The organism is Oceanicoccus sagamiensis (assembly GCF_002117105.1).
In the GTDB taxonomy this organism is placed as follows: domain Bacteria; phylum Pseudomonadota; class Gammaproteobacteria; order Pseudomonadales; family Dasaniaceae; genus Oceanicoccus; species Oceanicoccus sagamiensis.
In genome coordinates this window covers 4,163,282-4,178,539 of sequence record NZ_CP019343.1, presented here as the reverse complement: position 1 = coordinate 4,178,539, position 15,258 = coordinate 4,163,282, and the positions used below count along the sequence as shown (strand labels likewise).

Here is a 15,258-nt window from a genome sequence, read left to right as displayed (position 1 = left end):
GATGCTTAGCCTTTTAAAACACGGTTATCGATGGCTTGTGATTAGCTTGACGGTCTTATTATCAGCCTGTGTCGAACAGCCGGTTTACGAAGCACCTGATGAATTGTCTCGTGTTTCAGCGGTGGCGGTTAGCAGCCCCGGTTTTAGTTTAGAGCCGGGAGCAAGTATAGCCTGGCGGCGGGATATTCTGTGGCTGCGCAGTGATCAGTTTGCCAGTGCGGCTAACCCGGTTAACCGGATAAATTTGCAGGCAACCCTCAATCAGCAATTCCAGCAATTGGGTTACCGGATTGACCCCGTGAATACCCCCAGTGACTATGTGCTGATAGCGGCGATCGTATTGGGAGACAGTGACAAAGGTAGGGATTTTGAAGAACTCGCCAGGCTTTACCCATCACTGGAATATATTTCTGAGAATTTGGAAACGGGGACCTTGATGGTGGGCTTAAGTCGGCCGGGTAGCCCGGTGATTTTATGGCGGGCAGGTATTCAGGCTTTTATTGCTGAAGACCTGGCGATGGATAAGCGCCAGCAACGGCTGGAGTCTATTATAAGAAGCCTGTTGCGCACCTTGCCCCTTAAAGGTGCAGAGCAGGGCTGACTATTGACTGAGTTGGCTGTCCAGCCAGTTATGAAAGTGTTGAATACGCACTTCATCGACATTCAATGTCACCTTATCAAACCCTCGAGAATGCATTCCTGCCTGCATATCCCTTAGATAAAAAATATCCTGATCGAAGGTGAGTGATAGCGTTTTTTGCTGTGCTATTACCGCATCCTGATCAAAATAATCATGCTTGGGTCGAGGTGTCTCTTTAGAGGTATTTAATAACGGCGATAACATCCACCCCTTTGCGGGGTCACAGGCCATTTCTTCTGGTATCTGTAAGGTCCACTTATCAAAATAACATTGGTCCGGATTGGAAGGATGTGGTCGCGGTGTATAGATAGACACTTCTTCCGCTTGAATGGTCAAAAATAAATTAGGAAAGATATCCAGCTGAATAACATCCGTCAGCTCTTCATCTGAAAGGGGGCCATAATCAAAGCCCAAATGTTTGGCAATCTTGCGTTTTTGCTGTTGCACCGCTTGACGAATGTCTGGCACACGGCCGTCAAAACTATCTATATCCAAATCCAGACCGGATAGCAGTGGCGCTAAATAATGGGGCGCTTTCTCCGGCACGGTATACTTTTCATCAGTGACAAAGCCTTTAACACGGGTCATGGAATGGCCGAAGGGGAACAGCGTATTGATAGAGTTTTCACAGTCAACGGTATCGGCGTGTTGTGGGTGGATAAAATCGACATGGTATTGTTCTAAAAAATTATCCCTTACTGTTTTCCAGTTGCAATCCAGTGCGACAGTCTGTTGGCTGATTAACTGCATCCGCTGTAGATTATAGGGCGCGATTTTATCTTTAAGAGTGCCAAGATACTCTTCCAGCGGCATGGCGTCCTTATCCATATTGACCCAAATTAAACCTTCAAACGCTGCTACCTGCACAGATTTTAGCGAGTGTGTTTCAGCACAGGGTTCCGTACTAAAACGTTTGCGTGAAGGTACACCTTTCAGTGCCCCATCAAAACCATAGGTCCAGCCATGGTAGGGGCAGCGAATATGACGCATGCCTTTGCCATGGCTATCGGTAACGATACGGTTGCCGCGATGTTGGCAGCTATTATAGAAAGCGCCCAAGCTATGATCACTGTCGCGAACAATCAAAATGGATTCGACGCCGATTTCAAAGTGTATATAGTCACCGCTGTCTTTCAGGTCTGATTCAAGTCCGGCAAATAACCAGCTTTTTGGCCAGAGTTGCTCCGATTCCCGTTGTTGCCATTGTGTGCTGAGATAGCGGCTTTTATTCATATCAGCGGTGACCGGGGCTGTATGATCGACAGTGCTGTTGTCGGCCATGACAAACGGTGCGGTATGGGTTGTCTGAACCATGCTCTTCACTCTTAGTGGTTATAACACTAACTATAGGCTATCAAGGGCGGAAGGGTATGAGCCTTTAGTCTTAGCCGACCATCCGTTTAGGGCGGTAGCGAATAAAATAAGCAGCCGCCAGGAAAAATGTTAGTGCTTCGGCGGTGGGCAAGGCCAGGATAAAACGGAAGTCGTCAAATAACGGGTAAAATGCCAGTAGCAATACAACGGGTAAAACTAAGCTGCGTAGCAGGGCGACCACACCGGACTGAAAGGCCAGGTGAATAGCTGTCAGGTAACTGGAAAGAATAATATTTATACCAACAAAGATAAATGTCGGCCACAGATAAGTCACAAAAACCTGTGCCAGAGCAATGGTTTTTTCAGAGTCGTTGTCGTCAACAAATAATAAAATTAACGCTTCATTCTGGCTCAGCAAGACGGTGATAAAAATCAGGCTAAGGGACAGCGCCAACCAACCGGCCAGGCGCAGAAACTTATTCATCCGCCGCGCATTTTTTGCACCATAGTTTTGACTGGTCATGACCTGGCAACTATCGCCGATAGCAAAAAAAGCCATATAACCGATCATTAATAAATAATTAACCACGGTAATAGCAGCCACACCGTCAACACCGGCCCGTTGAATAAGCATCCAGTTAAAAATAGCCGCCAATATACCTGCGGAAATATTATTAATAAATTCGGACAGCCCATTGTATGCCGCCTGAAAAACCTCCAGCCAGCGTGATTGCCTGAGACTAAAATGCAGTGTTCTTTTTTTGCTGAAAAAGTAACCGCCATAAATAGCCAGTGAAGCAAATTGCGACAAGCCGGTAGCCAGTCCAGCACCATAGAGTCCCCAGTTATTGACCACAATAAACCAGTAATCCAGTGCAATATTTAATAGTGAGCCCGCGACGAGTGCCATTGCCGTGAGCAGTGGGTGGCCATCCAGTTTGATAAAGAAGTACAACACCACCGATAGCATCTGCGCGATCATAAACGGCAGCACTATACGGTAATACTCGCTCATCAAGGGAAATAGATCCGGGGAGGCACCCAGTGCTTCGAAGAGTGTGGTTTCAAATATCAAGCCCAGAGATAGCATCACGGCGCCGTAGACCGTCGCTGCGATCAGGCTTTTACTGAATATGGCAGAAGCTGCGGCGGTATCTCGTTCACCTAAATACTTACCGCCCCTGACAGAGCCGCCAGTGGCTAACATAATACCAACGCCGAAGAGTATCGACATAATCGGGATCAGCAGATTAACTGCGGCCAGAGCCCTGACGCCGACGAAGTTACCAATAAATAAGCCATCGACCAGCGTTGCAGAGGTCATCGCTAACAGCCCAATCAGTGAGGGAATCAGATAGCGAAAGAAGGTGGCTAAAATAGGGCCGTGCAGGGCATCGACCTGTTCAGGTATCTCGCTGTTCTGGTGTGTTACTTGAGGGCTATCGTTAATAGGAATGTCTGCCTTGTACTGCGGTTATAATGTCTGTGGTTGGCAATGACCATGGTTGCCAATAACGTATCTGGGGCTAAACTGTAATTTAAAGCAATAAAATAGATTTTACCATTATGGCAAAGACCTATTCACCCTGGATTATAGATAATGAGTCACTGACCGTGCCGGTCGAGAAGTGGCAGCACCTGGTCAGTCTGATCACAAGGGTGTTTGATGCCCCGGGGGCCTATATCGTAGAGTCTAACGAACACGGTTTTCGTTCCGTCACCGGCTGCTTCGATGGCGAAGTTGATACTGATGATAGCGTGACACCCGTCGATGTGAATATCTATTGCAGTAAAATTCTCAACTCGGGTGACATGCTCTATGTGCCCGATGCCTCCAAGACATCTGAATGGAAGGATAACCCGGAGTATACCGAAGAGGGTTTACTCTCTTATCTGGGCTGGCCTATTCGTTGGCCAGACGGGAAAATCTTCGGTTCTATTTGTGTGTTTGATGGCAAGGCAACCCATTACCAAGAGCATGTTATCGAGTTGTTATCGACCCTGGCAGAGCTGGTGGAAGCTGACCTGCTATTGATAACCCAGCACGAAGAGATGCGGCAATTATCCCATACAGATGATCTAACGGGTTTGTATAACCGAAGGGGTTTTGAGTTACTGGTCGACCGGCAAATGCAGTTAAATCGTCGTTATGACTTTACTATGGGTTTGTTCTATCTCGATATTGATAATATGAAGGCAATCAATGATACCCACGGTCACAAAGCCGGTGACAGGGCATTGCAATTGGTGGCCAATGCCTGCAAGGAATCCCTGAGGGATAGTGATATCGCCTGCCGTCTGGGTGGCGATGAGTTTGTCATGGCCTGCGCACTCACCCATCTGGTGGATATTGACCCGTTGGTTGAACGAGTGACTGGACAGGTGAAGGACTTGGCTATTGATATAGAGGGGGAGTTGGTTGCGGTTGAAGTGAGTTTGGGGTTTGTGACCAATCAAAATGATAAAAGTTTGTCGGAATTGCTGGATGAGGCGGATCGGCAGATGTATCGGGCTAAGGAGGCTCGGAAGGGGCTTGGGTGATTGTCGGTTTTTTTGGGGTGGGTTATAGAAAAACCCCGGCCATATGGCCGGGGTTTTATATGGCGCGCCCGACAGGATTCGAACCTGTGACCATCCGCTTAGAAGGCGGATGCTCTATCCAGCTGAGCTACGGGCGCTTAACCTTTTATGTTGAAAGTATGTATAGGGCATAGTGCCTTAGCAGCCCCAAGGGCGGCATATACTCCAAATAATTTGCGGGGCAGTTTACTGTAATTCAGCCAACAAAACTATCATCTTCAGCGGTGGTTTGACGAAAAAGCCCCAAGTTTCACCTCGGTTATAGCTTATAGGCCAGTTAGCCAATAAATACCCTGCCAAACGACCGTCTACCAGTCGTGATAGCGCCTTAGAGAGTGTTGATATTTTATACAAAAGTCTTGCTGTGACAGGGCCTTTGGTGAGCCGGCGAGTCAGGCTTCGAAGCTGGGTTAATTGCGCTTAATCTGAGCTAAAGCCCGAGCTCTGACCTATAGACTGTCATGCTATAGCGAGTGAGTTTGACTCCTTGGGCGGTAGCAGGAATAATTGCGGCTCACTGAATAATAATAAGCTAATGACTTTAAAGGACTATACCTGCTTGAAAAAAACGTATCTGGTGGTGTTATCACCATGGTTCGTTTATTGACTTAATAGCATGGTTGTAATCGGATATGTTAAAACTTCCCTCTTTCTTTTTCGCCTTATCATTTTTTTCTGCGCTGGCTTCGGCAGAGATAGTCGCGACTAAAGAAGATACCAAAGCACTTGCACGCTTGTATTCTGCAGCCTTTGATCGCCAGCCAGACTTGGGTGGTTTGAATTTTTGGGTGAACAGCTTTCAGCAAGGTCGAACCATAGAGTCCATAGCTGGAGATTTTAACCGCTCTTTTGAATTTTCAAGTAAATATGGCGATCTGGATAACCTCGCCTTTATCCGTCAGCTGTATAGAAATGTTTTAGGTCGAGGTGGTGAGCCTGGTGGTGTTGCATTTTGGCAATCTCATTTGGATGAGGGGCGCATGACTCGATCAGGCGTGTTGGAAGACTTTGCGGACTCCACAGAGAATAGAAGAAAAACAGACCCCGTCTTTAATAGCCTGATGCAGAGAGGGGATGCAAAGTGGGATTTTGACATGGATGGCGATGGCGTTAGTGACAAAGAGGATGCGCTGCCTTTTAACCCAGACTATAGCACCATACCCCCTGTCGTCGCGGATGCGGGTCAAGACCAGACAGTAACAGAGGGGCAGGCTATTACATTATCTCCAGCGGGCTCTGGAGGTATTATTGCCCATACGCTATGGGAGCAGGTGCTGGGCCCGGTAGTGGATTGGATGTACGGATTAAATGGTTCAATAAATTTCAATGCCCCAAGTATTTCCCGTGATACCGAGCTGGGGTTCTTACTGACGGTTACCGATGAATACGACAGCAGTTCCACGGATACGGTCAATATTTTTGTTGAGCCTATACTGGAGCCATTGACCGTTGATGCAGGCAGTGATCGAGGCGTTATTGCCAACAAACCAGTGCTGTTGCAAGGGCAGGCTAGCTCCCCGAATGCTGAGTTGGCCGAGGTACTGTGGCAACAATTAAGCGGCCCCACGGTCACTATTGAGCAAGCGGATAGCTTATCCGCATCTTTTATTGCCCCCTCAGTCATAGCTTCGGATCTGGTTTTTCAGCTATCGGTGACTGATGAAAAAGGGGTTGGAGGTGTTGCCACCCTTACCCTGACACAGGCCTTTGAAGAGCTAGTCGTTGATGCGGGCATTGACCGCGAGGTGATTGCAGAGGGACAGGTAAGCTTGTTAGGGCAGGTTATCTCCCCTAATGGAGAACTTGCTCAGGTGCAGTGGCGGCAGCTAAGTGGCTTTGCCGTAACACTAGAGCAAGCCAATAGCTTGTCGGCGTCTTTTACTGTGCCCAGATTGGTGGAATCAGAGCTGGTTTTTGAACTCTCCGTTACCGATGACAAAGGCGTCATAGGTCTGGATACCGTGACCTTATCACAAGCGTTTTTAAAGAATACAGCGCTTACAGGCCGGGTGTCTCTGGAGGGGGCTGTCACGGGTTCTGTGGTTTCAGTTTATGATCTGGAGAATTTTTCTGCCGGTGTGCTTTGTCAGGTTAGCAGCTCGGCCAGCGAGCGAGAGGCTACCAGTGGCTGGCTTGAATTACCCGCCGATTGTATCGAAGCGGATAAACAGTATTTGTTGATCGCCCGTGACGGTATCGATTTGTTGTCAGACCCTTCGGAGTGGGCCTGGGTGGACGGTAGAATCCGCGCCATTATTGACGGCGCGCAGTTAATTGCCGGGGAGTGGAATATCTCCATGCTCACCGAGGCCTGTTACCAATATGTGAATTATGATGTGTTATCTGGCCAAACGTATCAGCACTTAAAAGAGCGTATGACCGAATGCTCTCGCTATTTGTTAAAAGACGATATTACCGGCGACAGCGAGATTAACATTGAAGATTTATGGGCCTGGTCGTCTTTTGATAATCCTGAGGCACGCTTTACCAAATTTCTGTATTACCAGGCCGACCCACAAAACCTGCAACTGGATGATGAGTGGGGCTATAGAAACTTAACAACGGGCGTGAGTAGCGAGCGCACCTCATTATTTGCTTCTTTGCTGTTAACCACCGATATTAATGATAGCTGGGGATTTGTGGATGCTCAGACTAGTGCCTATGACGATCAGTATGCCTATATGGGGTCGAATAGTTTAAGGGTACTTGATTTGGATAACGGCAATATTTTAAGTAGTACGCCGGTCGAGTTTTCAGCGATAGCAGTCAGCGGCAGCTATGCCTATGTGGGTAACCGCGATACTGACTCAGCCGATTATGGTTTTAATGTTATTGATATTAGTGATGTGACTAACCCTGTGCTGGTTGGTGCGATAGCTTTACCCAATTCACCGGGAGGTGACAGAGAACACCCAAGGTCTATTCAAATAGTCGGTGATGTGGCCTATGTATTGTCATCACGGGTAGAATCTGTCTACAGTATTGATATTAGCGACCCTGAAGACCCGCTTTTACTGGATAGTATTATTACGCCTTTAAATACTGCCAACACCATCGTAGCCGGGCAGAATGTTCTCGCTGTGGTTGCCTGGGACAAGGTGGTGCTAATCGATACGAGTACCCCCGCAGATATCGCTGTTATCAGCACTGTGTTTAGTTCCGGCAGTAGCAATTCTATTGGGGCTGCATTGATTGACGGCGATATTTTATATTTAGCCACAGACCTGGGTTTAAATGTGGTTGATATCAGTGTGCCTGCATCGCCGCTCACCGTTTCAACCTTCAATGAAACCGGGCGGATTTATACGCTGTCGATAAACGATAACAAACTCTATGGTAACCTGGGGCACTCTCTGGTTGAGTTTGATACCTCTGACCATGACGCTATTGATATCGCTGCGCAATACTATTCGTCGGCGGCTAACACGGCAGAATTTATCGTGCGTAATCAGCGCGCCTTTTATGAGCGCAATGAAGGTTTGGTAGTCAGTGATTTAAATACACTGCATAAGCCACAGTGGAGTGAACAGTCAATAGTCAGCTCCAATAGTCCGTATTTGGCAGTGAATGACCAGTGGCTAGTAGCCGTAGGCCATGAGGGTATTTCTACATTTGATACCGCAACGGAGTCACTGAATTCCGAGGAAGACAATAGTTGTTTTCATCTGCGCGTTATAGCGATTAAAGGGAACCGCTTATTTATCCTCTGCGATGATAGTGATATTCATTTCTCGATCCGTGAGCTTGTAGCTGATGATGTTAGCCAACAAATCGGTGAGATAACTTTGTCGGATTCTGGCTCCGCTTATGACTTTGTTATCGAGGACGATATCGTGGTTATGGTCGGGGCCAAATCTCCGGCTGCTGTGCTGACGCTATTAGATATTTCTGCTGACACACCCGATAGACTCTCAATATTTGAGATTGAGGATGACTTTTTTAAATCGGTGGCAGTGCAGGCTAATACTGCCTATATCGTCGGTTCCAATCAGGGTAAATTATATGCTGTAGATATCAGTAATCCCTTGTCGCCAAGCTTAGTCAGCAGTGTGGATATTAAGGGGGCTACGATTACTTTGGAGGGCGACTATCTCTATGTAGCGCAAGATTTCGGAGGGCGAAGCAATGGGCCATTGCTTGAGGTGGTTAATATTTCTGATCCGGCAGCAATGACTGTTGTTGGGCGGCTAGAGTTGGCCAAGAGTGTTTATTATGGACCGAAAATGTACGACGCATCCTATGGCGTTGAAACATTGCTTAAAGAGGGTGACTATATTTATGCTGGCACCCCTGGTGTGCTAGGAACCCAGGTTATCAATGTGGCCGATCCAGCCAAGCCTTATTTAGTCGGTGGTGGCAGCAAAGGGGGAGGCCGTCCTGTTGCAATCCACAATAATTTTATCTACTACTTTGACTCCAATGGGATTGCAAAACTACCACTGATTAGCCAGGAGGCACCCTAACGGAACTATGCCTTTCGCTGTAAATTGATGGTGATCACCTGACAGGCAGGCTTTAAGATGGGTCGTATGTTGATGTTACTGCTACTGCCATTGGTTCGGAACCGACTTTAAGCCTCGACGATAAAAAATCCGGTGGAAACCATAATAAAAACAAAGATATAGGTTGTATTTTCGGAATATAAACCCTGAAAAACACCCCGAAAAAGCCCATTTTAGGCCGTTCTAGGTACTGTATATTCCGAAAGAAATTGGTCATCTGGCCGCCTTTTTTACTTTAACACTAAGATCGTATAGCTCGCACATAACCTGGGTATTACTTTATTTAGTGTCATTTATTGACCCATAGAAGACACTAACCGTATTAAAACAGCATGTGAACAATAAGTTCGACTATTTCGCTTACACCTCAATTCTATAGGTGTTATGTTTTAAATAATCAATTTATGAAAAGCCGGAATTACATAATGAAAAAAATCTCTACTGCCTCTATTTTGACGCTTCTACTTTGTCTCACGCATTTTACTTGGGCGGACGGCAACCCTGCTACGGCGCAGCAGAGATCTGGATCGACATTCAAATACGTCGAATTGAATCAAATTGGCGACCCTGCAAAAGTACTTGAAGTTAAAGAAACTATGTCACGATCCATAACCACTGGTGAAATAAGAATAAACGTGTTGGCCGCACCGATTCACCCCTCCAATTTATTACAAATTTCTGGTGAATACGGTATCGATCCTGTATTGCCCTCAACACCGGGTAGCGAAGGCATTGGCCGAGTTATAGAGGTATCGGCAGAAGTGACCCAAGTAAGTATGGGGCAATTAGTTCTGCTTCCCGGAATGGGGACCTGGCGTGAAGAAATCATCGCTCCTGCAGCTAGTGTTATCCCTCTGCCTAATCTTGGCAAGCTCAGTGATGAGGTGATTGAGCAGCTTTCTATGACAGCTATCAACCCTCTATCAGCATTACTTATGCTTACCTCATTTGTTGAGCTTAAGGAGGGTGACTGGATTGTACAGAGCGCATCTAATTCAGCAGTAGGGGGTTATGTGATTCAGCTTGCTAAACAGCGAGGGATCAAAACTATCAATGTTGTTCGTCGCGAGGGCTTGGCTGAAGACCTAAAGGAAAAAGGGGCTGATGTCGTTTTGATTGATGGGCAGGATCTTGTTCAGAAAATTGGTCGCGCATCTAACAATGCATCTATTTCCCTAGCGATTGATGCAGTAGGTGGAGAGACATTTACTCGCTTATCAGAAAGTCTTAGCAATGGAGCTACCTTGGTTGCTTATGGTTCAATGTCAGGAAAGTCACCAATACTGAACCCCGCAGTCACTATATTTAATGATATTCGCATTCGCGGCTTTTGGTTATCAAAATGGTTTAAGACGGCTACTGTGCAAGAAAAGCAGGCGGCCTTTGGCCAAATTATACCTTTGGTTGCAAGCGGCGCACTACAAGCCAATATCGACTCGCGCTTTAACGTTGCTGACATTAAAGCTGCGGTTACACGCGCAGCCGAGAAAGGTAGAAATGGTAAGGTACTCATTGTTCCAAACACTGAATAGCGGTTTAGACAAAAATATTTAGTCGTTACACAGATTTCAGTTTCAACTGCCTTTACTGTTTCGGGTAATGGCAGATGAAAAACTTAAGACTGAAAGCGGATGAGCGCCTATGGCTGGACAAAGCGCTGCTCATTCATCGGGGGCTTTTTAGTATCTGTAGGGTCTGCTTTTGGCACATAACAGTCTATAGGGCGGTATCCGGCCCAGCGTGCTGTTTTGGCAGCTCCTGACCCATAACGGACTATCTATTACGCCTAACGATGCTAACTTCCTGGCTGCTCCTGCCCCTTGGCTGACGCACACCTCGCGAAGACTTACCGCCTCTATGGGGCTGGGTAGACCGAACACCGAGCGGGGACCGAACTCGATGTGACTTAAATGGGTCGCCTGCTCTGGTTTTATTTAAAGCTATTACTGATTTCCTCGGTCAGCCAACTCAAAGCCGGCTCCGAAGCTCGCCGCCGCAAACTGAACAATGCCATCGGGAGTGTCTCCATTTGTAACTCCGTAGGACTTTTTAAAACACGAACTCCCGACCAGCGTACCTTCGCTTGATCGGCCACACTTGTTTTCACACTCGCCAGAGAGAAAATACAGTCGCTATCACGAGTGATTTCTAACAGCGTTGCCATATCGTGACCGTCATAACGAACCTCACGCTGCTTGCCCATTTTGGATAATCGTAAATCGATCAAACCTTGGTTATCCGTGTTTAGCCCCGGAATGTAATAGCGTAAATGCGGAAAACTTAAAAATTGTTTTAAGCTGATTTTCTTACCCGTCAACGGGTGTCCCTCTCGAACCAGACATAAAGTTGTAGCGTCAGGCAACGGCGTAGCTGCAAACTCACCACTTTCTGTCTCAGCGGTATGCACTACTAAATCGGCGCTGTTATCACTAAGTAATTGCTCAGGGCTTGCTACCGCTTCAATCGTTCGCAGTTTCACCCGAGGCGCTACTGTCGCTAAACGAGCCACTAAACTAGCCAGCCAATGGGTGCTAAGTACAGAAGGGCAGGCAATCACAAACTGACCCTGTAACTGGGCGGGGTCAAAACTGACAGGCTCCAGGGTTTTATCAATACCCGCGAGCAATGGCTGTAACTGCTGATGCAAGTCAATCGCACGTTGAGTAGCCGCCAGACCATGAGATTGCCTGACAAACAAAGGGTCATCGAATAAATCTCGCAGTCGTTGCAAGGTACGGCTCATCGCCGACTGGCTAACAAAGGCCCGCTCGGCAGCGCCGCTTACCGAGCCTTCATCCATCAGCATCTGAAAAGCCACCAATAGGTTCAAGTCAGCTCTGGCTAGTTGTCGATAGTCGTACATGATTCCCACTTAGGTCATATCATTAATGATTTTAAGTCGTTTGTATCATATCATACTCTTGCGTAATCTACACTCATTGCAGAGATAAGCCACAAGCAGCCACATTAAGGCTGGGGCACCAAAAGATCTGCGGAGGGATGTAGGGCGTAGCAATTGAATAGGCTCTTAAATCTTAACCATACGACCATTACCTTAAGACAAGCGACACAATAGGAGTCGACAATGAAAAAATTACTATTAGCCAGTGTTATAGCAGCCGCCTCAGTAGGCGTCATAGCCTCCATGCCAGCGGTTAAGTCAGTGACTATGGAAAACTATGTAGTGGCTGAAAGTGACTGGTACTTTGCTGGCGTACAGCAAAAGGTTGGGGTTAACACCTGGATACATGACGAGCCCGTCTCCAAAGAGAAGCAGCAAGTGATTCGGTCAAACCGCGATGTGGTTTACTCCATCGCCATTGTCGATGTCAGCCAAGGGGCTACTTTTAGTGTGCCCAAGTCTGATGAATTTCAAATTATCCATATCATTGATGAGGCGCATCTATTTCATCAGGTAGTACTGAATGGTGAATCGTTACAGGTCAATGCTGCCGATATCGAAGGCGATTATGTTTATCTGTTGGCTCGTACTCGCGACAACGGTGACATTGCTAATACTAAAGCCCGTCAGCAGGCATTGAAATTCGAAGCCAAGGCTAACCGCCCTTATGAAAGCAAAGGCTTTGATGCCGACGAAGTAGTCTCTTTCCGAGAAGAGTTAGTTCGACAGGTCAATGCTGGCGAGCAAAAGATTGCAGGCCACGACGCCTTTGGCAAGACACTGGCCGATGTTAACCCGCACAACTATCTGTATGCAGCAGCCTACGGCTGGGGAGGCTTACCCATGACAACTGCACAGTATGTTCCACTGCAAATAGACTCTGAAGCCTGTCAGGTTTGGACTTTTGAGAAACCTGGGCTAGATTGGGATAACAACGGCTTTATGTCGGCGACTTTTTACGGTGCTGACGGCTGGATAAAAGTGGATGACTTTTATATTTCGCACAATGAAATGAAAGACGAAGGTGACTCGCTGTCCTTTACTACTAACTGTGAAAAAGGGCCAGGTAACGCCTCAGTAGAAAAAGGAGGCAACCTACTGATACGCATGTACTTACCGGTAGATGCAGCAGAGGTTAAGAAATCGGCTGATGCCATGTACAGCGTAAAAGGCAAAGACGTTTAAACGACTTTGCCCCCCCACAGAATTTAACAAACTCAGTAACTTCAGGCTGACCCGATGAGGAGTAGTACCATGAAGAGGTACAATACAATGAAGACGATACTTATACTTGCCTGCGCAGCAGCGATCACCGTTGGTTGCACAGACAAGGCTGCCGACACACAAAGTAATCCAACTGTGTCCCAGTCAATCGAAGACAAGCGCTTCGAGCGTCGTGCGCTTGAGGCGGGTACATGGATCATGCCGCAAGTCATGTATGAGCGGATGGCACAAGTTGCCTTTGATAGTTTCGGTGGTGACGCCACAAACACCGTTTACTATTATGCAAAACCAATGACCCACAGTGCGGCCATGGTGACAGGTAACAATAACTCGCCATACGTACACACATACCACAATATCAAAGACGGGCCGTTAGTGGTTGAGATGCCAGCCGCAACAGACACGAACTCATTCTTCGGTACATTTCTCACATCATGGCACATGCCTTTAGTTGATGTAGGGCCAGACGGCGCAGACGAGGGTAAGGGGGGTAAGTATTTAATTGTTCCAGAAGGCTACGAGGGTGATACCAAAGGCTATATCGTAGTGGAGCAACCGACAAACCGTGGCTATATCTCTATCCGCTCTCTCACCAAGACAACATCAGACGAAGATATGGCTCGCTCGGCGGAGTATATCAAAGGCTTGAAAATTTACCCTCTGGGCGGTGAAGCTGTAACAAATCACATCGCCCTCGACGGCTTAGAGTACGAAGGACATATCAAATTCGACGCTTCGTTTTGGGCGTCAGCACACAAGGCTATCAATGAGGAACTGATCAAGGCTGACGAGAAAGCCTTTTACGGGATGATGAAGTCTATCGGTATTGAGAAGGGTAAACCGTTCGAGCCAGCAGAGGCACAGGCGCAGATGCTACTCGGTGCTATTGTTCAACTGAAAGCCGAAATCGCCCACGACTTCACGTATTATGCACCGCGTCTATGGGGCGAACAGTCACAGTGGACCATTCCCGTTGACAAGGAAATGATGGCTACGAACGCGACCTACGTGGACGACAATTGGAACGACTATTCGTCTCGCGGCACTACATTTACCTATTACTTTGCGCCACCCGCGTCGCTTGCCGATTCAAAATCTACTACCTACATCAAAGGTGTATTGGATAGTAAAGGTCGCCCAATGTCTGGTGACCACGACTACAAGTTACATATTGCGAGCCACGAGGATGTTCCGGCTGCGCGTTTCTATTCATTCTTAACTTACTCGATGGATAACGGGGCGTATATCGCGGGGTCAGAAAAAATCGGCGTAGCGTCAAACGACACCGACTTCGTAATCAACGCCGACGGTTCTGTGAGTATCCATTGGTCCAGTCGCTGTGATGACACCGACTATACCAACTGCATGCCAATAACCCCTGGCGAGGAATGGTTCTCTCTATTCCGTATGTACGGTCCCTCTGAGGCATGGTTCGAGTTTGTCCCGCCATCAATCGAACGTATTGAGAAATAAGGATACTTTGCGCGAGATACTTGTGGCTACGACGTTAACTTTAGGGTGACTAAATGTCAGCTGTTGGCACATTACAGACATTTCAACCGATTGAGTTTCGGTAATTTATCCAGACTTTTGAGCGCTGCATTCAAATCAATAATAGTTGGAGAGGCGGCCGTGTACTGTACACAGATACATACTGTATATTCCGAAAATAATATTCCGAAAGGAGAAAAGTGAAACGGTTACTATCCCTGTAACCAGTAGAATAATGGGGTGAACGATGGGGATTGAACCCACGACCACCGGAATCACAATCCGGCGCTCTACCAACTGAGCTACGCCCACCACAAACTTTTGTCACATTAAATCACAGTGTTAGCAGGCTGTGTTTAACGTAGGAATTTGGTCGGGGTAGAGAGATTCGAACTCCCGACATCCTGCTCCCAAAGCAGGCGCGCTACCAGACTGCGCTATACCCCGAAGGCTTGAACACCAGCAAAACAGCCACTGCGTCAAACGAGGTGCGCATAATACTCATGCTATAGGCTCTCGTCAACGCTAAATCACCCACAAAAGATAACATAGTTAGACAAAATTTAGCTATTTGCCTCAGCTGCTGGGCATGAGAGAATGCGCCA

The 15,258-nt window shown here is 47.3% G+C and carries 9 protein-coding genes and 3 tRNA genes; 6 read left to right on the top strand and 6 right to left on the bottom strand.

All coding sequences use genetic code 11. The features are described from left to right. The first annotated feature begins 1 nt into the window (after window position 1). Window positions 2-601 (top strand): hypothetical protein, encoded by a 600-nt coding sequence (locus BST96_RS18945; protein ID WP_085760192.1) that lies wholly within the window; start codon window positions 2-4, stop codon window positions 599-601. Here the strand turns inward: BST96_RS18945 and BST96_RS18940 are convergent, their stop codons facing one another. Then, window positions 602-1,954 (bottom strand): aromatic ring-hydroxylating oxygenase subunit alpha, encoded by a 1,353-nt coding sequence (locus BST96_RS18940; RefSeq protein ID WP_085760191.1) that lies wholly within the window; start codon window positions 1,952-1,954, stop codon window positions 602-604. It abuts the gene before it with no gap. Between the two features lie 70 nt (window positions 1,955-2,024). Continuing rightward, the gene (locus tag BST96_RS18935; RefSeq protein ID WP_276206946.1) at window positions 2,025-3,293 is read right to left on the bottom strand and encodes an MATE family efflux transporter; all 1,269 of its coding nucleotides are present in this window, start codon (window positions 3,291-3,293) and stop codon (window positions 2,025-2,027) included. Between the two features lie 227 nt (window positions 3,294-3,520). Between BST96_RS18935 and BST96_RS18930 the strand changes: the two genes are divergently transcribed. Next, window positions 3,521-4,495 (top strand): sensor domain-containing diguanylate cyclase, encoded by a 975-nt coding sequence (locus BST96_RS18930; RefSeq protein WP_085760189.1) that lies wholly within the window; start codon window positions 3,521-3,523, stop codon window positions 4,493-4,495. Between the two features lie 60 nt (window positions 4,496-4,555). Here the strand turns inward: BST96_RS18930 and BST96_RS18925 are convergent. After that, window positions 4,556-4,632 (bottom strand) — tRNA-Arg (locus BST96_RS18925). A gap of 534 nt (window positions 4,633-5,166) precedes the next feature. On the opposite strand from BST96_RS18925, the gene BST96_RS18920 reads away from it, so the two are divergent. Next, complete coding sequence (locus tag BST96_RS18920) at window positions 5,167-8,997, top strand: PKD domain-containing protein (RefSeq protein ID WP_085760188.1); 3,831 nt, start codon at window positions 5,167-5,169, stop codon at window positions 8,995-8,997. Between the two features lie 464 nt (window positions 8,998-9,461). Continuing rightward, window positions 9,462-10,568, top strand: coding sequence for a zinc-dependent alcohol dehydrogenase family protein (locus BST96_RS18915; RefSeq protein WP_085760187.1), 1,107 nt, complete (start codon window positions 9,462-9,464; stop codon window positions 10,566-10,568). A gap of 398 nt (window positions 10,569-10,966) precedes the next feature. Here the strand turns inward: BST96_RS18915 and BST96_RS18910 are convergent, their stop codons facing one another. Next, on the bottom strand, window positions 10,967-11,899 hold the full coding sequence (locus BST96_RS18910) for a LysR family transcriptional regulator (protein ID WP_085760186.1): 933 nt from the start codon (window positions 11,897-11,899) through the stop codon (window positions 10,967-10,969). Window positions 11,900-12,121: 222 nt separating this feature from the next. Between BST96_RS18910 and BST96_RS18905 the strand changes: the two genes are divergently transcribed. Together BST96_RS18905 and BST96_RS18900 are read left to right on the top strand one after the other, a co-directional pair. Next, complete coding sequence (locus BST96_RS18905; protein ID WP_085760185.1) at window positions 12,122-13,123, top strand: DUF1254 domain-containing protein; 1,002 nt, start codon at window positions 12,122-12,124, stop codon at window positions 13,121-13,123. Between the two features lie 87 nt (window positions 13,124-13,210). Continuing rightward, window positions 13,211-14,635, top strand: a complete 1,425-nt coding sequence (locus BST96_RS18900) for a DUF1254 domain-containing protein (protein WP_206045366.1) — start codon at window positions 13,211-13,213, stop codon at window positions 14,633-14,635. 254 nt (window positions 14,636-14,889) lie between these two features. On the opposite strand, the gene BST96_RS18895 is transcribed toward BST96_RS18900, so the two are convergent. Beyond that, a tRNA-His gene (locus BST96_RS18895) sits at window positions 14,890-14,965 on the bottom strand. Window positions 14,966-15,023: 58 nt separating this feature from the next. Then, a tRNA-Pro gene (locus BST96_RS18890) sits at window positions 15,024-15,100 on the bottom strand. Window positions 15,101-15,258: the final 158 nt, after the last annotated feature.

Bases quoted from the DNA above. Each gene is read 5' to 3' on its own strand.
- BST96_RS18945 (WP_085760192.1), top strand. From the start codon at position 2: ATGCTTAGCCTTTTAAAACACGGTTATCGATGGCTTGTGATTAGCTTG.
- BST96_RS18940 (WP_085760191.1), bottom strand. From the start codon at position 1,954: ATGGTTCAGACAACCCATACCGCACCGTTTGTCATGGCCGACAACAGC.
- BST96_RS18930 (WP_085760189.1), top strand. From the start codon at position 3,521: ATGGCAAAGACCTATTCACCCTGGATTATAGATAATGAGTCACTGACC.
- BST96_RS18920 (WP_085760188.1), top strand. From the start codon at position 5,167: ATGTTAAAACTTCCCTCTTTCTTTTTCGCCTTATCATTTTTTTCTGCG.
- BST96_RS18915 (WP_085760187.1), top strand. From the start codon at position 9,462: ATGAAAAAAATCTCTACTGCCTCTATTTTGACGCTTCTACTTTGTCTC.
- BST96_RS18910 (WP_085760186.1), bottom strand. From the start codon at position 11,899: ATGTACGACTATCGACAACTAGCCAGAGCTGACTTGAACCTATTGGTG.
- BST96_RS18905 (WP_085760185.1), top strand. From the start codon at position 12,122: ATGAAAAAATTACTATTAGCCAGTGTTATAGCAGCCGCCTCAGTAGGC.
- BST96_RS18900 (WP_206045366.1), top strand. From the start codon at position 13,211: ATGAAGACGATACTTATACTTGCCTGCGCAGCAGCGATCACCGTTGGT.